This window comes from Enterocloster sp. 210928-DFI.2.20, assembly GCF_020554465.1.
GTDB lineage: Bacteria > Bacillota > Clostridia > Lachnospirales > Lachnospiraceae > Enterocloster > Enterocloster bolteae.
Window position 1 is genome coordinate 1 of sequence record NZ_JAJCHK010000038.1, and the last position, 23,492, is coordinate 23,492.

At 37.0% G+C, this 23,492-nt stretch carries 18 protein-coding genes and 1 pseudogene; all 19 read right to left on the reverse strand.

Annotation, left to right across the window (positions count from 1 at the left end; genetic code table 11):
- Positions 1-123: 123 nt before the first annotated feature.
- Positions 124-970: pseudogene (locus LI015_RS23795) on the reverse strand (aldo/keto reductase).
- A 15-nt stretch (positions 971-985) separates the two neighbouring features.
- A complete protein-coding gene (locus LI015_RS23800; RefSeq protein ID WP_227126497.1) occupies positions 986-1,306 on the reverse strand; it encodes a carboxymuconolactone decarboxylase family protein in 321 nt (106 codons plus the stop codon).
- Between the two features lie 164 nt (positions 1,307-1,470).
- The gene (locus tag LI015_RS23805; RefSeq protein WP_002566015.1) at positions 1,471-2,361 is read right to left on the reverse strand and encodes a LysR family transcriptional regulator; all 891 of its coding nucleotides are present in this window, start codon (positions 2,359-2,361) and stop codon (positions 1,471-1,473) included.
- A 45-nt stretch (positions 2,362-2,406) separates the two neighbouring features.
- The gene (locus LI015_RS23810; RefSeq protein WP_227126498.1) at positions 2,407-3,645 is read right to left on the reverse strand and encodes an MFS transporter; all 1,239 of its coding nucleotides are present in this window, start codon (positions 3,643-3,645) and stop codon (positions 2,407-2,409) included.
- A gap of 150 nt (positions 3,646-3,795) precedes the next feature.
- A complete protein-coding gene (locus LI015_RS23815) occupies positions 3,796-4,266 on the reverse strand; it encodes a DUF4062 domain-containing protein (protein WP_227126510.1) in 471 nt (156 codons plus the stop codon).
- 589 nt (positions 4,267-4,855) lie between these two features.
- The gene (gene rhuM / locus LI015_RS23820) at positions 4,856-5,188 is read right to left on the reverse strand and encodes a RhuM family protein (protein ID WP_227126499.1); all 333 of its coding nucleotides are present in this window, start codon (positions 5,186-5,188) and stop codon (positions 4,856-4,858) included.
- Between the two features lie 78 nt (positions 5,189-5,266).
- Positions 5,267-6,844, reverse strand: a complete 1,578-nt coding sequence (locus LI015_RS23825; RefSeq protein ID WP_117626284.1) for an Eco57I restriction-modification methylase domain-containing protein — start codon at positions 6,842-6,844, stop codon at positions 5,267-5,269.
- Positions 6,845-7,381 (reverse strand): HNH endonuclease, encoded by a 537-nt coding sequence (locus LI015_RS23830; protein ID WP_227126500.1) that lies wholly within the window; start codon positions 7,379-7,381, stop codon positions 6,845-6,847.
- A gap of 60 nt (positions 7,382-7,441) precedes the next feature.
- Positions 7,442-8,086 carry a response regulator gene (locus LI015_RS23835; protein WP_117626282.1) on the reverse strand — a complete coding sequence of 215 codons (645 nt, stop codon included), beginning with the start codon at positions 8,084-8,086 and terminating at the stop codon, positions 7,442-7,444.
- A gap of 1 nt (position 8,087) precedes the next feature.
- Positions 8,088-10,403, reverse strand: a complete 2,316-nt coding sequence (locus LI015_RS23840) for a sensor histidine kinase (protein WP_227126501.1) — start codon at positions 10,401-10,403, stop codon at positions 8,088-8,090.
- Positions 10,404-11,446: 1,043 nt separating this feature from the next.
- Positions 11,447-11,776 (reverse strand): RhuM family protein, encoded by a 330-nt coding sequence (gene rhuM, locus LI015_RS29075; RefSeq protein ID WP_330628683.1) that lies wholly within the window; start codon positions 11,774-11,776, stop codon positions 11,447-11,449.
- Position 11,777: 1 nt separating this feature from the next.
- Positions 11,778-11,936, reverse strand: a complete 159-nt coding sequence (gene rhuM, locus LI015_RS29080; RefSeq protein ID WP_349147001.1) for a RhuM family protein — start codon at positions 11,934-11,936, stop codon at positions 11,778-11,780.
- A 267-nt stretch (positions 11,937-12,203) separates the two neighbouring features.
- Positions 12,204-14,003: a DNA/RNA helicase domain-containing protein gene (locus LI015_RS23850; protein WP_227126502.1), complete on the reverse strand. Its 1,800-nt coding sequence runs from the start codon at positions 14,001-14,003 to the stop codon at positions 12,204-12,206.
- Positions 14,004-14,584: 581 nt separating this feature from the next.
- Complete coding sequence (locus LI015_RS23855; RefSeq protein ID WP_195638933.1) at positions 14,585-16,513, reverse strand: UvrD-helicase domain-containing protein; 1,929 nt, start codon at positions 16,511-16,513, stop codon at positions 14,585-14,587.
- A 2-nt stretch (positions 16,514-16,515) separates the two neighbouring features.
- A complete protein-coding gene (locus LI015_RS23860) occupies positions 16,516-18,429 on the reverse strand; it encodes an ATP-dependent nuclease (RefSeq protein WP_195638934.1) in 1,914 nt (637 codons plus the stop codon).
- A 55-nt stretch (positions 18,430-18,484) separates the two neighbouring features.
- The gene (locus LI015_RS23865) at positions 18,485-19,795 is read right to left on the reverse strand and encodes a hypothetical protein (protein WP_195638935.1); all 1,311 of its coding nucleotides are present in this window, start codon (positions 19,793-19,795) and stop codon (positions 18,485-18,487) included.
- A gap of 72 nt (positions 19,796-19,867) precedes the next feature.
- Positions 19,868-20,203: a hypothetical protein gene (locus LI015_RS23870; protein ID WP_195633425.1), complete on the reverse strand. Its 336-nt coding sequence runs from the start codon at positions 20,201-20,203 to the stop codon at positions 19,868-19,870.
- Between the two features lie 145 nt (positions 20,204-20,348).
- Positions 20,349-21,443, reverse strand: a complete 1,095-nt coding sequence (locus LI015_RS23875; protein WP_054354040.1) for a BsuBI/PstI family type II restriction endonuclease — start codon at positions 21,441-21,443, stop codon at positions 20,349-20,351.
- Positions 21,444-21,448: 5 nt separating this feature from the next.
- Complete coding sequence (locus LI015_RS23880) at positions 21,449-23,242, reverse strand: HsdM family class I SAM-dependent methyltransferase (protein WP_195638936.1); 1,794 nt, start codon at positions 23,240-23,242, stop codon at positions 21,449-21,451.
- Positions 23,243-23,492: the final 250 nt, after the last annotated feature.

A 23,492-nucleotide genomic window follows, 5' to 3' on the forward strand; every position in this document is an offset into this window, starting at 1 on the left:
TAGAATTGGGGCGGGATTTTAACAAATCCCACCCCAACTATTGACAAAGAGCCCATAAAAACAGGAATTGTCTGTGAACATAATCACATGGCAATTCCTGTTTTCTAATGTAATATCTATCCCCTATAATGCGCCCACCACCTTGTGTGGAATATAATGCGCTTCTAAGCGGGTAATATCTTCTTTCGTCAATCTCACCTCAAACGCTCCCGTGGCATCCTCAAAATACTTTGCCTTTGTTCCGCCGATAATCGGCGCGGTCACGCCCTTGGCAAACTGCCATGCGAGGGCAATCTGGGTCATGGTACAGTTCTTTTCAGCCGCCAGCGCCGCAACACAGTCCACGATTTTCATATCCACCTCTTCAGTTGCATTGTATTTCTGCGCCGCCATTTTATCGGTCGCACTCCGTCTGCTTTCTGAATTCCAGACAGGCCGGGACAAATGGCCGGCCGCCAGAGGGCTGTAGGGTGTTCTGGCAATCCCCATCTCATTGCAAATGGGAATCAGCTCCCGCTCGTCCTCCCGGTAAAGCAGATTATAATGGTTCTGCATGGAGACAAATTTTGTCCACCCGTTCCGTTCTGCGGCATACTGCATTTTCATAAACTGATAGCCGTACATAGCCGAAGCCCCCAGCGCGCGGACCTTTCCTGCTTTTACAAGTCCGTGCAACGCTTCCATGGTTTCTTCAATTGGTGTGGTATAATCAAAGCGGTGAATGATATATAAATCCACATAGTCGGTACCAAGCCCTGCCCAAATATTCCTCGCTCGTTCCATGGGAATAGGTGTTGGCAGTATCAAAGAAGTTGATCCCCAGGTCCAATGCTTTTTTGACAATTTCCTCTGTCTCATTGGGATTCAGCGTCCATTCATGAAAATCCTCCGACGGCCTGCCAAAACTCATACAGCCAACGCACAGCCTGGATACTTCAATCCCGGACTTGCCCAGTTTCGCATACTCCACTTTTGTTCTCTCCCTTTATTTTCCATATACTTCCTTTGCCATTTTGAACGCCGCCCAGGCATTGGGCCAGCCTGCATAAAATGCTCCATGGGTTAAAATTTCCGCTATTTCCTCCGCCGTTACACCATGCTTTTTGGCGTTGGCAATATGATACATCAGCGAAGAATCCAAAATCCCTTTCGCCATGAGTGCCGACACAGTGACAATGCAGCGGTCACGGGAGGACAGTTTATCCTCTCCCGCCCACACCTGGCCAAATAGTACATCATCGTTAAGCTCCGCAAATTTGGGTGCAAACCCTCCCAGGGCGTCTCTGCCCGCTGTCTGTTTTTCCATGACAGGTTCCTCCTGTAAATTTTTTCCCAGCAGATACGGCTGCTGTGGCCTGTTCTCGAATAAATCCGCGCCAAGCCAGGCTGCCATCTCCATTGCAAGATACAGATATACTGTTTATTCAGTACACCTGTATTGTAAATCATCATTATTGATATGTAAAATACCTATGTTGTATTTGATGATATACGTTTTATGTATATCCTGGAAAATTCTATAAAGGAGGAAACCGCCTGAGATTGTGAGAGCGCCTTCTTCCATGCGAAAACAGAATTATTTTTAACGGATGGCCGAGCGGGAACAAAACGCGTTCCCTCATACCTGCAGTCGAGTTTGATGCAGCCGGCCACTCCCATCCCGTTTGCAACCATAATCGCGGCATTATACATCAGGTTATAGGTAGATACAATATTCAAATCCTCGTATTTCTTTCCAATCCAATCGGCCAGCTCATTATCCCTCATGGAACGCTCGGATATGATAAGCGGCAGCTCCCGGATATCTTCCGGCGTAACATATTCCATGGCTGCAAGAGGTGAATCCTCTCTCACCAAAACACCCCACTCTTCACTCAGCGGAATCCGGACATACTCATATTTGCGTATATCCACATAGTCGAGAATGACACCAATATCCAAAATGCCTGATTCGATACGTTCTTTTATATTGGACGAATTTCCGCTGTATATCTGAAACGTTACGAATGGATGTTCTTTCTTGAACTCCTTCATAATCTGTGCAATTATCTGGATGCTTCTGAACTCTCCGCAGCCAATCCCAATTTCTCCTGACAGTTCCCTGTTCCCCCTGATAAAATCGCGCTTTGTTTTTTCAGAAAGCGCAACGATCTCCTGCGCTCTGCGCTTAAAGAGCAGACCGTCCTCCGTCAAAACAACACTGTGGCTTGTGCGGTTAAACAGTTTCACCTGCAGTTCTTCCTCCAGCTGCATTAGCTGGCGGGAAAGCGTCGGCTGCGTAACATGCAGAATTGCCGCTGCCTTTGTAATACTTTCTTCCCGTGCAACAATCAGATAATATTCCAAAACCCGTATATCCATAAAGCCCCACCCCCCAACCATTTACAAGAAGCAATTTGGGCAGACTCATAACTTCTTCCAAATCCTGGCCTCATCACAAATCCGCACTGAAGGCACTGCCACACATAACAAAGAAGCAACCAGTACCAGCACTCCCGCAATCAGGAACCATTTCTCAACCCCATACCGTTCCGCATATATCCCGGACACAACCAGTCCCAGCGGTCCGCTGAGCAGCCGGATACTGCTGGACAATGACAGAACCCTTCCCAGATACTTTGCTTCAAAGTTGCTTTGCAGCAGCGGCGTATACATCCCCCAGTAAAATGGTCCGGAGACTCCCATGAGCCAGGAACATAAGGTAAAGACATAAAAGCCATCCGGCGACAAAATTCCTGATACAAATAAACTAAAACTCATTAACAGGAAGGAACCAACAATGGTATAAATCCTGTTTCTTGTTCCTCCCCATTTTGACAATATCAACGATCCAAACAAAAGCCCGACAGAGAACACCACCTCAACAATACTGGCACTTGTACTGTTTCCATTAAAATATGACATTGTCATCAATGGAAACAGCGCGCTGGTAGGCATCAACGCCAAAGTATAAAGACTTCCAATCAGCACCAGCCCCAGCATCCCTTTCTTTGCCCTGAGAATCTGAAAGCCTTCCTTCGCCTCCCGTAAAACCTGTACTTTTCTGTCACGTCCCTCCTGCGGCAATTCCGGGATTTGCGTGATTCCAAGCGTAATTACCGCAATCAGCGCCCCTATGACGTCCAGGGAGATAATTCCGCTCAGGCTCCAGGAACTGTACAGCACTGCCGCCACAACCGGGCTTAAGATTTGTGATACCGATTCCAACGCCTGCGAATATCCCGCACATCTAGTCAACTGGCCTTCCGGAACAATCTGCGGGGTAACTGCCTGCAGGCAGGGATTGTGGAACGCGGAACCGACCGAGCGTGCCAGCAAAACCACAAGAATCAGTTCTGTCGATAACCTGCCCATCCAGCCTGCAATCACCATTACAAAACTTGCTGCCGAGATAAGAAGGTCTGAGATAATCATGATTCTTTTTCGGTTATACCGGTCGATAAAGACGCCGATAAACGGTCCTAAAACCCCCTGTGGGAGAAACCCCATCATCATAGCCGCTGTCAGTACCATGGCAGAACCGGTATGGTCTGTCAGATACCACACAATCGCAAATTGAAGAACAGAACTTGAAAACTGGGATATTGCCTGTCCGGTCCAGATTGTGAAGAAATTCTTTTTCCAATTTGTTATTACTGTATCCATGCTGCTCCCATTCCTGTTCGCGGTTCAACTGTATCATTGATTATTAACTTTTCATTTAAGTTTAATATTGCTATCTTATTTTATTAACAAGGACTCCTCACCATTTGTGTTTGCCTCTAATAACTCTATCTTTTTCTTCAATTTTATATTTTATGTTTCCAATGTATGCAATTTCTCATAGGAATCATTGGTCATCAACGTATCCCCTCTCACCCAACCTATTCTTGGATTCATTTTGAAAGCTCGTGACAAACTACTATGTAATTCATACTTTAACTCACTTGTATTGTTCCAAAATTTAGCCAAACGTCCGTCAAGTACCTTGCTTCTAAATAATTCTAACTTTTTCCTTTTTAGACTATCCGTATCAACTTTTCCCAGTGGAATGGTACTAATATCCTTTTTCACAAAAGCTAATATGGGTATTCCTTGCTCGACTGCGTAATTAAACTCTTTTTCTGTATAGCTATCTCCATCTTCTGCTATAGAACCATATCTACCAGCCACCACCAAGACATAGTAATCACTTTCATTTATAATAGTTTTAATATATTCAAATTGCTCCGAATCAGCTGCAGGAAACATTTCCATACCTGCCGGAAAACAATCTAATTCAACTATTGCTTACATAATGGCTTTTCGTTCTTCTACTAAATCTGCATAAGTTGAACTTATAAAAATTTGATACCTTTTTTCCATACTCCTCCTCGTACATTAGCTAATAATAATACTCTAGTTCTCATAAAGAAGTAAAGTAACTGTTTCCATATTTGAAAAACATTTTTTTATTAAATTTAAGAAACTCAGAATCACTTTGACAGGATAAATACTTCCATTTAGCATAAAATCAAGTTTTCTTTGAAAGAGAAACTCTGCCAGACATGCGCTGACGCTGTAAAAGATTCACAAAAGGCATTATTAAGCCTTTTCGAATCCATTATCGTCTCTGTCCGAAAGGATGCCAAGTTTCATCTTCTTAACTCAGAAATGATAATTCGACAATTGTTTCTACATTTGTTGAGTGTTCAAAAATAATATCGAAAAGACATACTTCTCGCTTAGCGGTAAGTCCCTTCTGCTATTTTTTAACTATTTACGTTTAAAATACCAAAATCCGAATTAAACAAACGCTCCTGTACGATACAATATTTTTCGTATTCCGTTTAGCGTGTTCTTTTACAATCCCCATAGAAATTTTTCCGGCATTTTCTCAAATGTCTTTATCATCTGCTAACAAAAATATACTGATACGCTCTCCCCAATCCTGCATCGCCATTGGAATGTGTCGTTTCGCTCTTCCCACGGCCAGATTTAAAAATGCGTTAACGATTCTTGCTAAATCTTCAAGCTCCTCTTTCATCAAATAATTCTTTGCAATACTTACTAGCGTACTATCAGGAATTTTTACAAGCCCAAAATATGAAAGTTTAACTATAATGGAATCGTCATATTTCTTTATTAAAATATTTTTAGGACTAATATCCCGATGAAGATGTCCTTTTGAATGAAGATTATCAATTGCGCGTAATATTTTGTAGAACAATTCCTTTTCGTTGCATAATAATCAATGTGGCATTATGCGCGGCAATATATTCATCCAATGTATAATCCGATCCCTAATCTAAATCACTTTCCTCCTCTTTATTAATTTCACTCGAATGCTTTCGTATTGATTAACTGTTTCTTCTGCAAAGTCTAAATTGATTGTTCTGCTATTTACATAATTTATAATTTCGTTTACAGAGGCTTTCTTTTTAAATAATGCCTTTAAAATTGCAATATCCTCTGGAAGGATATCACGATATGGTATTGCTAGCTCCTTAAATTCGCTCGGCACAAGTTCACTAACACCTCCACCATAATACCTGCCATTATATTCACACTGCGCTAAAGTCATAGAATTAAAAAAGCAAAAAACCAAGCTTTCTGCATTAAAAGGTTCTTTTAATCTTATGTGATATCCTGCATCTGTAGTATGTACATCCGCTACATTAACATAAATTTTAGGTAAAATATGATATCTCTTAAAAAACACAATATCACCCTTATTCACAATTGGCACGCCATACCATGGTGAACGATTCGCACATTTAAATCTTTTTTTCAATTCAACATCCCGAACTTTTTCTTCTCCAATCCGTTCTAAATATTTTTGAAGAGGTTCTGGAAGAGCTCCTATATCTTTTTGCTCCGCAAGATTTAACAAATAAAACGGTTTTCCATTGTCTCTGATGTAATTCACAGCTTCCTCATTAATTTCGATTATCCTCTCTAGAATAAAGGAAGATTTTTGAACAATAGGCAACGTATATAGGATACACTCATATTTATTTACCTGCTCCTGATTCAATATAAAAAACTTGTTTCCTCCCGTAACAATCCCTGGCGCAATGTCACCCATTTGACCAATTTTTTTGTATTTCTTTTGAGCCTCTTTTAGAAGAGAAATCTCGTGATCTGCTAAAATAGCATTTGACCATTTTCGTAAAGGTTTATTCTTTTTAATAATATTTGTGCTAATTAGCTCGCTGCTTTTTGCTTCTCTATAAATTTCATAAAGAATATGTGCCGGACACCTTTGCTTATTAGTTAAGTAAACCAAGCATACATCTTGTTCTATTTCAGGAAAAATTGACTGCTCAAAAGAAATTATATGGATCGTATTAAATTTTTGCTCCAGATATCCTCTGAGTTTTTCCGCATACTGAACTTGTAAAAACTCCATCGGTAAAACAAAAAATATACTTCCATCAGCCTCTAAAAGTCGTACAGCTCCCACTACAAAAGCTAACCACATATTCTGCATAGCAGTTTTCGACAAGTCCTCTTGAACACAAAGCGCCTTTGCTTTTTTTATATCCTCCTTATCCATCATCTTCAAATTAATATATGGCGGATTTCCAATTATTAGTGAATATTTTTCATTTGTTTGTAAAATATAATCCAAAAAATTCTGTTCTTTTACTTCGACTTTACTATCAGAATATCTTTGCTGTATCTGCTCCACTTTTTCTTTAAAAAGTTCGATTGCCTTAATATGTGTTGCCTTTGGTAGTAACAAAGAAAGGAACCTTCCATCCCCAGCAGAAGGTTCCAAGACATTTGAGAAGTCCTGCTTCTCTTTTTCCAGATAATCCACCATAAATTGAATCAGTTCAAGTGGAGTATAATAAGAACCTGTTTTCTTTTCTTCTTTCATCTATTCCCCCTTAATAAAAGACTCATCTATGTATTGATTCAGCAACATATTCATTTTAATATAAAAATCCTTTTCCAATTCTGATAATTTATCATTTATAAATAATATTTCCAGTTTCGTTAACATCTCTCTCACTTTATTTATCTGCCAAAATAAATCTGTTCTTCTTATGTCTAAATGAAGCATTTGGCACATACTTTTCCCAACAGGCGTAATTCCTACAATAAAGCCCTCTTCGTTTCGCTCCATATGTTGGTCATATTCTTCCGATGCCGGATCGACAAACCCCTCTTTTCCGTTGTGTGAATAATCTTTATCTTCAGTTGGCCATTTTTTTGATTTCGAAAGATTACACTTGGGACAGGCAAGTACTAAATTATAATAATCATTTTCCCGCTCCTTATCAATACTTCTAGGAACAAAGTGATCAATATGAAATTTTTCGTGCATTACCTGCCCATTTTTTCCACAGTATCCGCATAAAAAGTAGAAATCTTCTTCCAGTATGCCTCTTGCCTCTTGATAATGTTCTAACATGTTAATACCGCTCCTTCGACGCAGTATTTTCTCACCGTGTACTCTCAAGATTATCTGCTCCTATTCATCCTGATGTTTTTTTACAATCTCATTTCCAATTTTTAATAATTCATCAATTGTTTCATCAAACTCAGAATTCAATATTTTTCCAGGCAGTTCTTCTACCAAACCATAGGAAGATAACACCTTATACAGGTCCAAAAATTCTTCCTCCTCGCTGCCCAAACACTTATTTTTCTTTTTTTCTAATAATTCTTTATACCGTTCTAATTTCTGCTTTTTTCGATTCCGATATACATCTGCACTTTCTATTAAAGCCTTAATAAAATTATTAAATTCTTCAACCTTCTTGCTATCTCCTGCCTCTGTATCAAATACTGTTTTAGGAAATCTATTTCTCTCCGCTACAAGTCCATCTGTTATATGTTCTTTATCTACTGCTGTGAAAATAAAACATTCTAAGTCCCGAACATGATCATTAATATAATTAACCAGCGTTGTCCCATTAAATCCAAACGTTGTTGTCATTCGATAATCAATCAAAAGTACATCTATCTGTTCCTCATATATTTTTTCTAAAAATTCAGATTTTGTTTTACAGCCACTTAGCAGCACAAGTTCTAAATCTTTGCATCTGCGCTTTATTTTTCTAGCATAATTTTCGAACTGTGTTGGTTCGTCATCAATATACCCTATTCTATACATGCTATATACTTCTACCCCCAATCTGAATTTTAATATAAAATCCTGTTTCGCTCTTTCGATTTTCACTCAAATCAATAGTGCCATTATACTCTAAAACCGTTTTATTTACAATCCACATTCCCATTCCAGTTCCATCTTCTTCATCCCCAATCAAATTTCTACTGCTCTCAAAGGCTTCCAAAATAGTCTCGGGCCTATCTTTGTATTTCGGAATTAGCCCCCAGCCAGTATCCTTGTAATCTATTAAGAAACCTCTTTCTAACGATATTACTTCTAGTGAAATCTCCTTTTTTTCAAGAATCTTTCCCGTCTCTCGATCAAAAGATGCCATACTGTTAGATATCAAATTACTGATGATATTTTCCATATCAAATTCAAAACACCATAATTCGATATCCGGATCACAATAGTAGTTTAAACTCACTCCATTTTTTTCTAGAATATCGTTCCATGTATCCATAAAATCGGTTAACATGATTCCAAGATTCTGTTTCTTCCTTAAGCGCTTATCTTTTTTTATTGATTCGATGGTAATTCTGAACCATGCCTTAAAATTTTTCTTCAAAATGATTGCGCGCATGATGTTACCCAGGGCATACTCAACATCATGATCGAACTTGATTGCCTCAAAAGCAGAATCCAGTTCCTGACCTATATTATTTGTCAATGTACGAATTTCATGCATAAACATATTTGTTACTATTCCCGTAGTCGCAAGTGTCTGCAGCATCTTAATCTCATCCCTCAATTCTTGAAGCTCCTGCTCTTGCTTCTGTTCCATTGCATCAAGTACTGCTGTTACCTCGGTAGGACTGATGGCCAGCGTCTCTTTCTGCTCACACTCCCGGTTCTGTCCTGTCTTTTCTTCTGCTGCTTTTTCCTCCTCCCATTTTTTTCGTTCTTCTGCCAGTTTTCGCATGGCTTCTATCTGCTTCGCCAGCTCATCTTTTTCTTTCGCATAATCTGCCAGCTTTCTCCCTATAGACTGACGGTCCCGCTCAAATTCTCCTATTACATGTAACAAAATTTGCTTTAATTGAAAAAGACCATTCCCTTCCTGAATTCCATTTCGATTTGCATCATCTTCTAAGTTTGTATTTCTTCGAGATATCGCAACATCGCCAAATATCTGTTCTGCATTTACCCGCCAAGTCCCTGTCGCATGTCCCAAGCCTGCTGGAGAACGGTTTTTACGTGCGGATAATTCCAGCCAGTCAAAATCGCTATCTCCATATTCTCCATAGGGACGTATACGGAACTTGTCTCTATATAATTTTATTCCGCCAAATTTTTTTACAAGGTTTGCCCTCCCAATGATACTTTTCGTATAAAAGCGTTCCTGATCCTTTGATGTTTGTGTTATCTTATAGAAATAGAGCGTACCCGAAAAATCACCAATGCAATTTTCCTTCCCACAAATTTTTCTTATAGAAAAAAGTTCTTCTTTGATTTTTCCCGAAAAATAGTGCTGTTCCGTTTCATCAAATTCGGCTTCTTTAAAAACTGTTTCTTCCTCTCCCCGAAAGTCAAACTCATTGCGCAAAATTTGTATTTTCAAATCGTCTTCTTTGATTTCAAAATCAATTTTATAATCAAATGAATCAATATTTGCACTGATTACTCTTGCATCAATTAGAGACGTCTCATCATCAAAAAACAATATTTCGAAATCGTCCACAACATTAGGAGGAAGTAAATTTTCCAAATGGTTGCGTAAACGCATCATCGTTCTGCCATCCCATTTATCGTGAAGTTCCTCCAGGCAGAATACAGTACCTCTCCCTTTATAATTTAGCGATTTTACATATGCAGCCAGTTCATCATTTTTCCAATAATCAACATTCGAATATTCCAATAAATCCATATCTATGTCATAAATCTTCGCCTTAACCTGTGAAATTTTTTTATTCCACTCAAAGTCATTCCAATTGACAATCCACTCCAATCCCCCTTGGTTAGAAATAGTCAGCATTTTGCACTTATCTGAAAGACGATCCAACGCAAACCGACCAATCCCTTTAGCTCCTGTCTGTATTCTTTTTCCAGGCGTAATGTATTCATTTTTTTTAGAAGAATTACCAATCGTCATCCAATGACTTCTAATCACATCTTCAGTCATGCCACATCCATTGTCCATAATATAAATACAGTTTTGATCTTTTGAATAATACAGACAAAAATTCTTTGCATCTGCATCATAGGCATTTTTTACAATTTCCAAAACTGCTCCTTCCAGTTTTGAAACGTTTTCACGCCCTATTAATCTTGCCGTATATGCATCTACACTAAATTCAACATCACGCGCTCTTCTTCTCATAGTTTTCCCTCTCAGTAAAAATTGAACCTTCTACTTAATATTATCATAAAAACTGCCGTACTGGCCACCCTGGATATTTTATTATAGATCTTTACGCTTTCTCCTGTCTACCTTGCAACCGTTAATCTATTATAAATTTTTTCAGCATACATAGTTAAAACTTCCTTACCATTAAATCTTATGCCATATCCTGCAAAAATAACTTCCTTTGAAATTATAATCCTTCAACTGTCTAATGGAGCTAACTATTGTTGAAGTTACATATTTCACCAAAAGTCAGCATAAGCTGTTGTTTTATTATTTCGCATGTTGCCGTTTATCGCCCAGGCCCGCCCCCCCCCCCCCAAGTCTAGTTCCCATAATAATCACTCTCATAATATGCTGATGGCCTATTGATTCCCTTTTCAACACATCGCCGTGTAACGACAAACCTTCCTGTTAAGATACCGCCTGTTCAAGTAAGGCTATTTCTGAAAACCAACAAACAATCAACGACTTTAAATATAAAAAAGACACTAAAAAGGGCTTCCAGATTATCTCCATCAACCAGTTATCGTCTCAATCTATGTTAATCACATCCAAAATTTCTCCTCCGCTCTCTGTCAAAGACTACCGCCTCCTCCCAATATGTAACGTAACTATCTATATGCAGAAAAGGATAAACGTTTATAATACCGTCTATCCCCTGAATTTCCCCTTCCCATCTGTGGAAAAACCAATAAGTGGCGCTAAAATCGAACGTTTTTTGCTCACCTTTCGCCTCATTTTTCATCAAATCCACTATATTTTGTGGTTTAAACCTTTATTTTCTATCCAATCCACAATTCCGCATCATTATTACCACCTCGACATTTGTTGAGTGGATAATAATGATGGCGGGAGGGCGTAATTCTCCCCAAGCGGAAATGCTATAATCAACTTTAGTCATCACTTTGCTCTGCTTGATATTCTAATTCTAACAAATACTTATCATAGTCCGACATAAATAAGCGATCCTGAACAATGCGATATTTTTCAAACTCCGTCTCTCCATGAAGCTTTGCTTATTCCGAACTGACTTTTCCCGGTCCCATAAGCAATTCGTTCTCATTAAACTCTAGAAAACCGTCAAGACGCTTGGCCCAGTCCTCCATACTCATCGGTATTCTTCGTTTCGCCTGTAACTCTGCATAGTCATGATACAATGAAACGATCCTCTCTAAATAGTTCATTTCTTTTTCGCTCAGATAGTTTTTAGCAACAATAACATCTGCTTTGACGATTTTCCCATCTGGCGTTGATTCCCATGTTGTCAGGCCCATATGTTCTTTTTCTGTTTTTGCACGCTCTACAATCAATTCTGCTGCTGTATGACGATGTATCGCCCATTGCATTTTATACATATTCCGATATCGGAATATGTATTCTATACCATTCAAAAAAACTGCCAGGTAGTCTTAGTATCCTGTTGTAATCAAACGCTGTGGCATAGATATCCGTAACCTTCTGATATAACTTGTGCTCAGACAGATATATCTCACGAACATTCTCCAATTAACATTCAAAATATTCGTCGGTGAACATATACCCTTTTGGAGCGCTCTTTGTCCATCGTCCAGTCCTGAATCGTATACGCATTAACAATCTGCCCTGCCCATTTGCGAAATCCTTACGGCGCGGTCATTATTCTTTTTAAAACCATCCGCAATGATTGCCTGTAAGTTATAATGTTTCAGAATTTCTTTCAACCTATAATTTAAATACAAAATCACATTATCTAAATCGTAACTTTGCTTATTTCTACAAACCAGAAATTCAATCCTATGGAATTGTAATTTCTTCTAGATACTCACAATAATTAGATATGAATTCATAAATCTCTTCAAATTCCAATTTTTTCTGTATTATTTTCAATAATTTTATACCATTTCGTACAACCTTTTTCTTTAATTCAGCTCCCATTAATTCATCATTTATCATATCCACTGCTTCAGAAATCGTAAGAGCATCGTATGCCTGTACCTCTGGAAGTTCATCTTTAATCTTTTTAGTAAGTCGATTCAATTTTTTAACTGATAAGGTTATATTTGTACGATTTTCTTTATATTGATACCTAGATAACATATCATACTTTATATTCAAAATATCGGAAAATAGTTTGTAGTTTCCTACCACCAATATACACAGTTTTTCTCTTGCACGAGAAATCGCCTGATACAATAACTTATAAAATAGCAAATCTGGATTTGGATGCTCTTTTCCTTGTATCCTTCTCTCTTTGTCATATCTAAAGTTTTCATCCATCATAATCATGACTTTATCATATTCTTGTCCTATAACATGATGTGTATCATAAGTGCTAGGATATAAGTCAATCGAATTCTTATAGTACAGTGATTGCGTATATGAAATAAATACATATCCCTTCTCATCATACAAGTAAATCAGCTTCATTGCCTCTTCTGTACTATTCGCAAACAGTACATCAATATCTGAATAATCCATATATCCTCTTGCCCGGTTATTCAAATTTATCAGTGTTCCTGTAAAAGAAGCTATTTCTTTACTTGTTCTAATTTTATCTGATAACATATATTCCATAAATCCATCAACTTTTTGCAGCATAGATGGAATGTTTCTATTTTCCTCCGTTTTTGATAACGACTGTACATAATCATAAGCAAAAATTACAGTTTTAGATTCAGAACTCACTTCCTCTATTATTTTTTCAAATGTTGATGTATAGATCCTTTGAGATTCATCTACAAATATATATTGATATTTTTTTAAGATTTTCGCTCCATCACCATTCAGTTCTTTTGCCGAAAAAACATCCACATTCTTCCATTGCATATTTAGGACTTTGTGTCCATTACATAAAATACCGCTATGAATCAGGCAACAGGTTGAGCCTCTTTCTGCTATTTCTTTAATCGTATCATATAACAAAAGTGTCTTGCCTGTTCCCGCTTTTCCTGTTATCCCTAAAATGTGTTCTCTATCATTAAGCAAAATCAAATTTACTATTTTTTTCTTTATATCATGTTGTTGATTCGTCAAAAAATAATCACCAGACATAAATTTTTGAGGTGTATTCAACGGAGAAATCAGGTAATTATTCGCTTGAAACAAAGATTCGATATTCTCCCCAAGACTCGTTTGAAATAACTGCATAGTATCTTTTAAGTCATCCATCTCAACGAGACGAATTCCACTTTGGGTATATTTATATAATTCTTTTGTGGATTCAACAAAAGTATACAATTGCACATTTGGTGCTAAATGTTTCAGGTAATATTTATTCTTTTCTAATTGATTTTGAATAGCCTCTACACCTACATCTTCACTTTTTAATTCAATATTTAAAACAAGATTATCCTTATCAAGTTTTATCAAATCAAATTCTTTTCCAATCTGCTCTATTATAAATGAAGCAAAAAAATTTTCAAAATCCCTTACTTCAGCACCTATATCTAGTAACAAATTAACAAGGGTTTTTATTGCCTCAAATTCTTGTGATTTTACATTTAGTTTTTTTGTCCTTTGTGACAGAATATTTTCGAATTCAGTAGCCATATCTTCTTGTATTCTTGAATATGTATATATATTTATTGCTTTCATACTCCCTTATCCTCTGCATATCATTCTAATTTATTTATAAAATCAAACGCTCTTCCCATCAATCAATTCTAAGAGCTCAAATATTTTGCTTTGTTTTTTATTCGTTCCCAAATCGTCCTTAAAACCAGTTGCTTCTATCGCATCATTTGGATATATGCCCCAAATCACCATAACCCAGTCAGCCAAGCAGTACATATATTTCCCTTTTTTATAGTGAAAAGAGTTTCATACTTCTTGTGGCAACTCTCATAAATATAATAGTAGAGTTTCTAATATAATTACGGGTCTCTTTTCTCTAAAAGGCAGAAGGTCTCACAATTCTTAGAAGCTGTGATTCGGATACTCGAAAAGTATAGTTTAGCCTTGGCGGAAGCATAATACTTCCTGCCCAAACAATTCATAAACTATATTGTTAAATTTTTAAATCTGCTTCACGACTTACTTATCCGATTGTACCATATTTTAGGACTTAGATATATTCACGCATCTCCAGAAAGAGAAAAATTTTATTGGTGATGAGCACTGCCAATAATAATGCCCTTAAGAAACGTTACCTCAAGAGCTTTATTATTAACAGTGTGTTAGCTAATTATTTTAATTGTCCAGCCTACAGCCTCCAGTAATTCCTGCGCTTTATCATCTACGAACTCTATCGGAATAGCAAGGCATAATAGTGCTTTTGCACGTGTCATGGCTACATACTGACATTTCAACCGACTTTGGTTGGCCCCTATTGATTTTGGTGGCTTATCACACAGATATTTTAATATCTTTTTCATATTGTGCGCTTTTGAAAAAGTTTCCAAAACTAAAGTTGCCAAATGTGTCCTTCCTTTTACTGAATGAATACTGCCAAATTCCAAATCAACACACCGCTCACTATTCTTTTCCCTGTAAATGTAATGGTTAGGTAATACTTTTAACGTTTTCTCCTGATCATCATATTTTAAATCAGTGGCTGCTGTCCATAAAACAAAGCTTTTTGCTTTACTATTTATCTTCAAATCAAACTGGTCCAAAATATCTTCTATAATACACTGTATATTTCCCCAATTTTCCTCAGTTGAGATATCCGCAGCAAACAACCGAAAAAAGTCTTTTCTTATTGCCAATTGTTTTTCCTCCGGAAGTTGTTTAGCGATTGCAGAAAAGGGATTATTGTTTGCTATTATAAAATTTTGACCCTTTGTTATATTAATCAGTCTCCGAATACCTCTTGCACTCCAGTCTATAAAACCACATAATTCTCCATTCTTTTCAAACTCGTAACGTCCCATTCTAATATACTCTATTAGTCGATTCGGGTTTGTATTCTTGCTCATTTTATTTGCCTCATAACATGGCCAATAATCATATATACCTTTGGGAAACTGTTTTTCAGAGGTATCATCTTTCTTAACATGAACCATACCTACAACGTGACAGCCAGCCTTTCTATTTTTTAATAATTCCGCGTCAGAGAATGTATTTAAAACAAGCTGTCCAAATTCCTCAATTACTTGTGGAGCCTTATCTTTAGAAAACAAATAAATAGTATGGCAACTTTCTCTTTCAGTAAATTCATTTTGTGTACCTATCATTTGCTCAGACGAAACAGCTACCGTATTGGCTAAACGAGCTATCCTATTATCAAATCTTTGGCTTTCGTTAAGTATTAACGGTGCTATCCTTGGAAATTCCGGCTTATCGACAACTTCATTAACATAATTATAAATTGCTTGATTACGGTCGCCAAATCCTTGTTGAATTGTTATACCATCCAACTCTGGAAACGCTTTATGAAGCAATTCCCATTGAAATGAATTGGTATCTTGTGCTTCATCAATAAAAACAATTGGGAACCGCTGTTGTAGGCCAATAGATAAAGAATCGCACTCTTCCAACGCCTGTTTGGAATATAGCAACATCTCATCAAATGTAAAATTCCCATTTTGTTGAGACTCTTGTATTATGTCTAATATAGTTTGATAATATTTGTTTGTTGAAGGTAAATTAATCTGACCTATTTCACCGCTATGACTACAAATTTGTTCATTAACATGCAAATGTTCTAAATACAATTTTGCTTTATAGGGAACTTTGCTCCATCGCTGTTCTTTAACAATATTTGAATCTATTAAATTCATGGAAATGCCATTAGAACGGAGCCAAGGTAAAGCAACAAAGGTATCAAAAAAGGAATGAAGGGTACCAATAAAGTGTGGATACATCAAAAGCTTTTTCCCTATATCCGTATTACCTAATCGCTCCTCAATTTCTTCACGGGCAACATTTGTATGGGACAAAACACATATTCCCGCATTAGTATATGACCACTTCTTTGCCAATATCGCCAATTTAGCAATCAGTATAGTTGTTTTTCCACTTCCCGGGAATGCTTGAATATCTATTGATTCCAAATTTTTGATAATATCAGATCTGTTACCATCAAAACGGAAGCCCATTATAGATTCAACCCATGTAACATCCTCGTCTGTAATTTCTATTTGTTTTAGTCTATCAATCCCCATCTCTATTCCTCTGTGACATATTTTATGGCCTCTACCAAATATGATGGCAATGCCTCATTCAACTCTTCCAATTTTCCAGTAAATGTTTCTTCCAATTCAAACGCAAACTGTTGAGCAAAGTCCGCTTTGGATGCGATTTTTCCAGCAAAGAAATTATAAAAATAAGATGACTTCTCTTCAAGAGTAGGTAACTTATCAATATCTGCTGTTATAGATTTTATCTTGTCAACCCAATTTTTTTCAACATAACTTACTTTTACAATTGCTTTTATCAATGCCCCTTTCATGTTAGTATACTGCAAACCTGCAAAAGCCAAATCATATTCTAACGTCCAATGATCAGCAACGAATGTTAAAACCTGTTGTCCATCAGCTTTTTGTTTGATATCTTTGATATGAGAAGCTGCTTCTTCTGGCGTAAAATCAGCTTCCGCTCTCCAATTTCTATATTTCTTCTTGGGCCATGACGTTGGATCTAATGTATATTCGTCATTTATACAAATATGCGGAGCACAGTCTGGCATTATGTCTCTATCAGTAACACAAGCAACTTTAATATCCAGTAGAGTATCACCATCAACACGTTGGAAAATACCTGCATAGCGACGCAGTCCTGTACTTCTTACATCAACCAATGATGTTCCAAAATCTGTAAAATTGCGCCCCAGTAATTTTGCGATTGTAGGAAGTAATAATGCTTCTCCTGGACCTTCAACAATAATTACACTTCTTGCAAAAAACAAATTTGCTTTAGTTGCATCCAAATATTTCTCCAAGAATTTATAATCATCTTTTTTTAGCTTGGTATGCCCTTCTGCCATCGGAAACACTTGTCCATTTTTTACTAATATTATATTCCCCAGTTTAACAACCGAAGCTAATAATGGAGAATGTGTTGTCATAATAATCTGTTGATTTTTGCTTTCCGCCTCATTTTCTAGTGATTGAATCAGTTTCAATTGTCTTTGCGCGTGTACATGTGCCTCCGGTTCTTCAACAAGCAAAAAAGAGGATTTTTTTGCGGCTTCGGCTTCTCTATGTAAAAGCAATTCACATGCCATACTCATGATATTACTTGTGCCTAATCCAACCTTCCCCTGCATAGCACTTGCATTTTTATCTACGGCTAAGTCGAGTTTTTCGAGAAGAGTTATCATTTTTTGTAGATCATTGCTATTAGTCCCAGCCACTTCAAATCTAGTTTTAATAGTATCCTTTTTAAGTAACATTTGACTACTTAGAATTTCTGTCAAATTTTCATTTACGGCTTTAATGGCTGAATGGGCTTCCAATAAACTATTCGATAAATTGGTGATACCAATTAACGATAATTTGTGCAAATCCATGCCTTCTTGAAATTCGTTTTCACCATTATTTAATCCTGAAATATTATGAACAATTTGAGATAATCGTGAATGTTTTCCCGACTGCATATCACTATACGCATCTCTCAACGCCCGTAGATAAGTAACGCGAAGCAGTTCCCGTGCCTCTGCTGACGGTACAGGGCCATTTCCGTCTTTTCCCGTAGATATTGATGAAATAGGACGTGGCGGTTTAAATGATGTCAAATATTTACACCTCCAATGTAAATAAAGACAAGGCACCTTTGATTTTTCTTGATCTTCATATGTCAAGCACTCCAAGAATGAAGCCTGTTCTTCAGATGACAAATTTGAAAATTTACACATAATACTTATTTCCAAAGAAATATCTTCCTTATAAAAATCATCTGTCTCTATGCGAATCCACCCCAGATCAGTTGTGCCTAAAACAATTCTGATTGCATCCATTATCGCTGATTTACCTGAATCATTTTCACCAACCAGTATGGTTAAACCCGGATTAAAACTGATAATATGTTCACTGTCATCAAAACATCTAAAATTGCTGATTTTCAGTAAAGATAAATACATTATCATACCCCCATTTTATTAATTTTTATACTTACTACTATAAATATCAGTCTCACTAATACCCATAACGATTTCTAGTAAATATATTCTTATCATCATCCGCTTTATCATGTTCTCTTTTCCCAAAGAATTCGTCCTCACGACTAACGATAGGATCAAACCAATCAGCTTTATCCGAAGCCCATTTAATCCATTTAATCATTTCTTCTGTAAGCGGCTGAGACTGTGTGACAGCACTTATGTATGTTCTAATCTTGCAGGCCATCTCATAATCGTTTGCCCGATTTAGAAGAACCCTAGTATTTCTTTTTTCATCTTCAAGTCTCTGCTTACGTTCCTCAGCTAGCCTTTGTTTCTCTACCCATAATTTATGTTCTTCTTCCCGCTTTACACGCTCCAAACGTAACTCTTCCGACAATTGATACATATAAATCAAAACTTCCCCTATTTGGCTCTCTAGTCTCGTCTTTGTACTGTCTTTAAAATATTTACCATCTGAAAAAACAATCCGAATTTTCCCATTATATACATTATCAGTTTTTGGTATTCTAGGCTCAGACGCCCAGCGGTGCTGCTTTTGCGCATCTTTATAGATTAGCAAATCTCTAGCCTCTTGTTTCGTCATTTGATGAGGAACTTTATCCATGGATTCCACTATTTTAAACCGCACCTTATCCTCTCGAATTTTAACAGTTAAATCTTCATAGATAACTCCCCCAAGCTGTTCGACTGCTTGAAAAAGGGCATTCATAAAATCATAAATTCTTCCCATCGAACTTTCCGAAACATCATTTACAAATAAGGGTATATCATCTCGACTAGAATGATATCTCCCTCTTCTGTCTGCCTCCTGTTTTTTCCAATCAGATATTTTCTTACGATAAGCAACCAATTTAGGATGTGGACGCGAATTGCTTTGTACTGTTAATGCTTTAGCTATTTCTATAACCTTTGTCCGTTCCTCATCATCTAAAAAATTCAATACATCTGGCAATACTTCCAATTCATATTCTTTTATTTCTTCAATAGCCTTAACCTTATCATTTTTATTGTTTTCTGATTTTTCATCTGATTCTTTAACAATTTTCTCTGTAGGTTCCGGTTGACGTTTTTCTTTCCGTGATACCCCTTGCTTTAGCACTTCTATCTCATCTATATCAGATTGTGGCAAGGGTGCCTTACTTACCTCTTTTCCACAAGCTATTTTTGTCCAATACCCCGATGGTGGGATCGGGATTTCATAATCTTTACAGCTTTGTAGCAGTTTAGCATAATTTAATCCATATTGCTTTGCTACACCGGAGGCAGATATTTCCCATATTTCATCATACAATTTCTGTCTATTAATCTTTATCGTATTCTCCATCACTATCTACCTCCCCTTCTTTTGTACTATAGGCAAAAAGCGAAAACGCATATTCAAACAAATCAATGTCTCCTATTTTGCGTCTTCGCTTAATATAAAAACCAGATCATTCTTCATTTCCTGAAATTGTTCAATAATAGTTTGTAGATTCTTCTCTATACCTTGAACCTGAACCTCTGTAATTTTTCCGTATTTATATGCTATCAAACGTTCCCCAATAATATGGTAGCTCCAGCTTTCTGAATATGATCGATCCCTCTCTTCATTATGAATCGCAAACCCTATTGGTAAAAGATTGTTTCTCATACCAATACTAACCGCCATCGAAGATATGCCTAAATATTCTCCAGCCATCTTACATGTAATTTTTGATGCTTTGCGTATATCATCATCTGTATATTTAGCCATTTTTACACTCCCCCTTGAAAACCATTTAACAATATAACCTTATATTATTAATTTTCGTACAGCAAGAGCGGTATGCTTAACACTTACACAAACCGCCCTTTATAACTCACTATTAGTAATTGATCTCAACCAGCATCTTTTTTTCTTACAGTTCTAAAAATCCACCAATAGAAACTGCTCTTTCTTCATTTCCCTCTCGCAAGTAAATAATATTATCCGGCTCACTAGCATACCAAATAAAGGTTCCCCAAGAAATAGATGGAACCAACTTACGGCTTACGGAGTTAGAGCGGTCTCTAAATACAGTCACACAAACACAGTCCTTTTCTTTATATCCCGCTTTCGCCGCCAACTCTAACAATTCCAACTTCCTACGATCATTAATAGGGCCATCACTTGCAACACATTCGATAAACACTATAATCGGCTGCTTTTCTCCTAATTCCGCTAAAATCAAATCTGGGAGCACAGTAGATACATCTACATCAAAACCAATTGCTTGACACAAATCATCATCTTTTAGTAATAACTTTTTAGCCGACTCACTCATTAAGATAACTGCCGGATCTTTCATGAATTTTTTAGCAAACTGCTCAACAACTGCCTTTGCAAGTTCACTACTTGGGCCTGAAGCCATTTTTCTAGTTTCACCATTCGGAAGGTTCACTAATACTCCATCTGATGATGCCGAAACTAATCGTTTAGACAACGCGACTCTTGCCAGCGAAGTTGCTGACAAAAAGTCTTCCTGCCATTTTTGAATGGCTAAATCTAATTCCTCACCCTGTAATTTAGGATTAAAAAGATCTGCAAACTGAGCTTGCAAAGAATACCTGGGTAATGGGGAGGTTGTTGCTAATCCTGCTCTTTCTATAACTGCGTTCAACCGTACCATTTCTCTTATTGTCTCATCCCTTATAGGTTCTCTTGTATTAGGTTTATACCACCTTCCTGGTATATCTCTAGGAGCATCTTTGCTTTGGCTTAAAGCGAGCCATTCTTTTCTTTTTTCCGGCGTTTGCATAACGGCTTGTTCATCCGTCATACAAGTAATAGTTGCTGGCCTGATCCACTCCTCTTCATCAACACAAAAACTATATAGCATTGTGAATACTGTTTTTGCACCCATTTCACGGATTATATAACCATTTACGTCTATTTCTCTTGGAAAAATAGCTTTTAATCTTTCCTGTATCTCTTCAATCTCCGGCAATTCTCCAGATAACCACTCAGAAACCATGTCTTTTAATCCTCCAGCCCGTATGCTTTTAAAATGATATTCTCTATCTTCTCCTGCATTTCTTTATCAGTATTCGCCTTATGTACAGCTGCCGCTATTTCTTCCAATTCCTTCAAATTATCAACTGGTGGTAGAGGTATTGCCTGCAGTTCTGTAGCCGATACTGCTACACTTCCAGACAGACATCTGAATATTCGATCTACTGTCTGTGAATTTAAAATCAGCGTTAATGCCTTTTGGGATACTTTGGGGACGTCCGATATCGAATGTACAATATTTACATGATTTTCAACCACAACTCCGTCCCATTTATCAATAAATTCCTGTGGCAATATACACGTCTGCAATCTTCGGTTCTGTTCCTTTGCAGTAGTCCTCTGAACCAGTACTGCTGCTTGTCTACATACTAAGAATTCTTGCCTTTCTGAGATTTTTATATATTTCATTTTACGTCTATATTGATAATTAAACTTAAACTGTCCATCTACCGAAATTGCCTCTGCCCAAATAATAGGTCTTACCCCACACTCTGGTTCTTCATAAATCTGTGTTTTTAACCGATTCCATACCAGTTGCCCTGTTGAAACTTTATATCCATAGTCTTGTAATGTGGTATTCGTTCCTCTAACTTTTTTAACGATATTAGCCTCTGCCGGTTCACGGGCAATTACCCATGGTTTTATTCCTTCCTCAATTTGAAAACTTCCAATTCGCTCAACACTATATACATTGTTTTCCACATTAATTTTATTCGCAGTTACACACCGCGTTCTATTAGGTCCAAAAACAACCAGGCACGTTTCTTGAAGGACCTGATCAAATACACCGGACCGCATTGAAATAAAATCAATTGCTAAAGGAGGATTCTCCTCAACTAATAACTTTCTCAGATTTGAAAAATATTTCCCTCCTAAAAACGAAGTTGGCGTTACAAATCCGACCAAACCTCCTGACTGCAATATCCTTAATGATGCATCAATAAATAGCCCATATAAATTTGCATGTCCGTATAATGATCTTGAATATAGTTTTCTAGTTTCCTCATCCAGCTTTATTTTACCATATGGCGGGTTTCCAACTATTACATCAAAACGCCTTGTCTCTGTTTCAATACATTGAATTGTATCCTGAACTTTAACGATGGACTTTAGCCTTCTTCCCGCCACTATCGTTTCCGAATACAACAGTATGTCAACCAAAGTCTGAGTAATCCATGCTGCAAATATATCTATTTCTATACCTGATAGATGCTTTTCTATATGTTCGATTTTTTCGATTGCAGATAATTCCTTTATCCTATAATCCCCTAACATACGATTGGCAACTGTAACTAAGAATGCTCCTCCTCCGCAAGCCGGATCTAAGACTTTATCTTCTGCCCAATCTGCCCCCTCTGCTGCTAATAAATCAAGAAGACGTTCTGATATAGACGGTGGTGTATAGTAAACTCCATTATCTGAACGATAGCTGTCAGGTAAAAGCATTGTATACATAGCGCCCATTAAATACGCATATTCCATTATATTTAATGTAATAAAGTAATCTGCAATATCTTTCGCCAGTCTTATTGCATAAATATCCAACCTTTTAGAAACAATCTTTATTTGCCTACACTCCCACCTTTTTTTATAATTTACATTTCGCCACAGAAATTTCATGACAGAAAAGCTAAATGAGCGGGCAAATGCAATTTCTTCTTTCTCCGAATTGCAGTTATTTGACTTTTTCAGCGCTTCGATTTCATATTTATACTCTTCCCATGTCTTTTGTCGAGGGCATATATCCATCGCTATAGGCATTTCTCTCACCCATCTCTCTCTATTGTAATTTTCATTTTACCATCTATTATTCTATAAATCTATACATTTACATCATATTTCTATTATACCTTAGTATTGTGTATATCGCAATAGATTTAGAGAACATTTGTTCTTTTATGTTTCCGGAGTAACCTATATCCAAGAATTCTGACTAGGTTTTCTAATCTATGTAAACATTGAAGTAGAGAATTCCTTTCCGCCAATCTCTACCCCAATGCTTAGATCCCCC